Raw genomic sequence first — 2,658 nt, 5'->3', positions numbered from 1 at the left:
AAATGTTACTTCAATTTGAGGTACTCCTCTTGGGGCTGCTGGAATTTCAGTTAAGTTGAATTGTCCTAACAAAGTATTGTCAGCTGCCATTTCTCTTTCACCTTGAAGTACTTTGATTTCTACAGAAGTTTGACCATCGGCTGCTGTAGTAAATACTTGAGATTTTTTAGTTGGAATTGTAGTGTTCCTTTCGATTAATTTTGTACATACTCCACCTAAAGTTTCTATACCTAATGATAGAGGTGTAACATCAAGTAACAATAAGTCTTTTACTTCACCAGTTAATACACCACCTTGTAATGCTGCACCAATAGCAACACATTCATCTGGGTTAATATCTTTTTGTGGATTTTTACCTATTAATTTTTTAACAGCTTCTTGAACAGCTGGAATTCTTGTAGAACCACCAACTAATAATACTTTTTCAATATCGTTATGACTTAATCCAGCATCTTCTAGTGCTTGTCTTACTGGTTTTAAAGATTCTTCAACTAAGTCAGATGTTAATTCATCAAATTTGGATCTTGTGATATCCATGTTTAAGTGAACTGGAGTTCCATTTACTGCAGAAATAAATGGTAAGTTAACATTAGTAGAAACTCTTGTAGATAGTTCTTTCTTAGCGTTTTCTGCTGCATCTTTAAGTCTTTGTTTAGAAGTAGCATCTTTTCTTAAATCTACACCATTTTGTTTCATGAATTCATCTGCGAGATAGTTTAATAATTTTTCGTCAAAATCATCTCCACCTAGTCTGTTGTTGCCACGTGTAGCTAATACTTCGAATACGCCATCTCCAACTTCAAGGATTGAAACGTCGAATGTACCACCACCTAAGTCATAAACCATAACTTTGTGTTGATCAGTTTCTTTATCAATACCATAAGCTAATGCAGCTGCTGTTGGTTCGTTGATAATTCTTTTTACGTTTAATCCGGCAATCTTACCAGCGTTTTTAGTTGCTTGTCTTTGAGAGTCTGTAAAGTAAGCTGGGACAGTAATTACTGCTTCTGTAACTTCTTCTCCTAAATAACTTTCAGTGTCAGCTTTTAATTTTTGCAAAATCATTGCTGAAATTTCTTCTGGAGAATAATCTTTACCATCAATGTTTACTTTGTATTCAGTACCCATTTCTCTTTTAATTGATGTGATTGTTCTGTCTGGGTTTGTAATTGCTTGTCTTTTCGCTGTTTCACCAACTAATCTTTCACCATCTTTAGTGAATGCTACAATTGATGGAGTAGTTCTATTACCTTCTGAGTTAGGAACTATAACTGATTCTCCACCTTCCATAACTGCTACTGCTGAATTTGTTGTACCTAAATCAATACCTATTACTTTACTCATTATAAAATCCTCCTTTTAGATTTTTTCTATATTTAAAATTCTTATTTACTAACTTTGACCATAGCTGGTCTAATGCATTTCTTATTTAAAATGTATCCTTTTTGGAATACTTCTAATATCATATCTGAACCCTTATCACTATCTTCAGTAATAACCGCATGGTGGTAATTTGGATCAAATTTATCTGAACAATCTACTTCTTCCAACCCGAAATCTTTTAGTGATAGTAGAAGGTTGTCTCTAATTAATTCAACACCACTAGAAAACTCATCTTTTTCTTCTTTACTATCAATAGCTCTGTCTAAATCATCTATTATAGGTAGAATTTTCAAAATTAAAGATTCGTTGGCTAATTCAATAGACTGTTGTCTTTCTCTATTTGTTCTATTCTTATAATTGATAAAATCCGCTTGTAATCTTTTTAAAGAGTCTTTTAAATCCTCTATTTCAGTATTTACAACTTCATCATTATCATTATCAACTTCTTCTTTTATTGACTCATTTTCATTTTTATTTAAATCTTCTTTTTCCAAGTTTTGATCTTCGTTTTTTAACTCTTCAGAAGATTGACTTTGTTTCAAATTTTCTTCATTATCTTTCATAATAATCCCCCCTAATAATTAATCCATTAATTCTTCTAGATAATTTAAACATAGCTTCTATCGAAAGCTCATAATTCATTCTCATAGGAGCAACAATAGCTATAACACCTATGTTATTTTTATTGAAGAAATAAGAACTTTTAATGATTGTGTTTTCAACAAGTGATTGTTCATTATTTTCATTTCCTACTTTAATGTCCAAGAAATTATCTGAAGAATTCAAAATATTCACTATTTTGTCTTTGTCTTCAAGGTATTCTATTATGCTTTTGACTTTGTCTAAGTCGCTGTATTCACTATATTTGAAAATATTTGATAAACCTTCAACAGATACATACATTGAAGATAACTTATCTTTTTCATTTTCAATAATATCGGTAATTGCACCTTTAAAAAGATCATTATATTTATATTTTGAAGAAAATTCGTCTAAATTATCATAAACTTCATTTAGATTTTTGCTTAAAAAAAGTTTCTTCAATAGAAAATTAATCTTAATTAATTCATTTTGTTCTATGACTTGTTCTGATGAAATCACAGTATGATTTAAATCACCAGAATCATATAACGTTAATAAAACATAATTATATTCGCTAATTGGAAGTAACTCTATGTGAGATAAATGCATCCTATCTGATTTTTTTAACATAGAAATAGCTGGATACTGAGTTATCTCAGAAATGAATTGAGAAGAAGATTTAATTAATTTCTC

General features: G+C 30.2%; 3 protein-coding genes. All 3 read right to left on the bottom strand.

The genetic code is table 11. From position 1 onward, the window contains the following. Nucleotides 1-1,344: molecular chaperone DnaK (gene dnaK / locus KHW44_RS08375; RefSeq protein ID WP_304068365.1), on the bottom strand; the 1,344-nt coding region annotated here is incomplete at its 3' end. A 41-nt stretch (nucleotides 1,345-1,385) separates the two neighbouring features. Then, entirely contained in the window at nucleotides 1,386-1,946 is a 561-nt protein-coding gene (locus KHW44_RS08370) for a nucleotide exchange factor GrpE (protein ID WP_304068362.1), read from the bottom strand. Then, a partial coding sequence (locus KHW44_RS08365; RefSeq protein WP_304068358.1) for an HrcA family transcriptional regulator occupies nucleotides 1,936-2,658 on the bottom strand: 723 nt, incomplete at its 5' end. The genes KHW44_RS08365 and KHW44_RS08370, both read right to left, overlap by 11 nt.

This window comes from Finegoldia magna (genome assembly GCF_018371055.1).
Classification (GTDB): domain Bacteria; phylum Bacillota; class Clostridia; order Tissierellales; family Peptoniphilaceae; genus Finegoldia; species Finegoldia magna_I.
The sequence above is the reverse complement of the archived record's forward strand: the minus strand, read 5'-3'. Positions and strand labels throughout refer to the sequence as shown.

Coding starts and splice junctions, on each gene's coding strand:
- KHW44_RS08370 (WP_304068362.1), bottom strand. CDS start 1,946: ATGAAAGATAATGAAGAAAATTTGAAACAAAGTCAATCTTCTGAAGAG.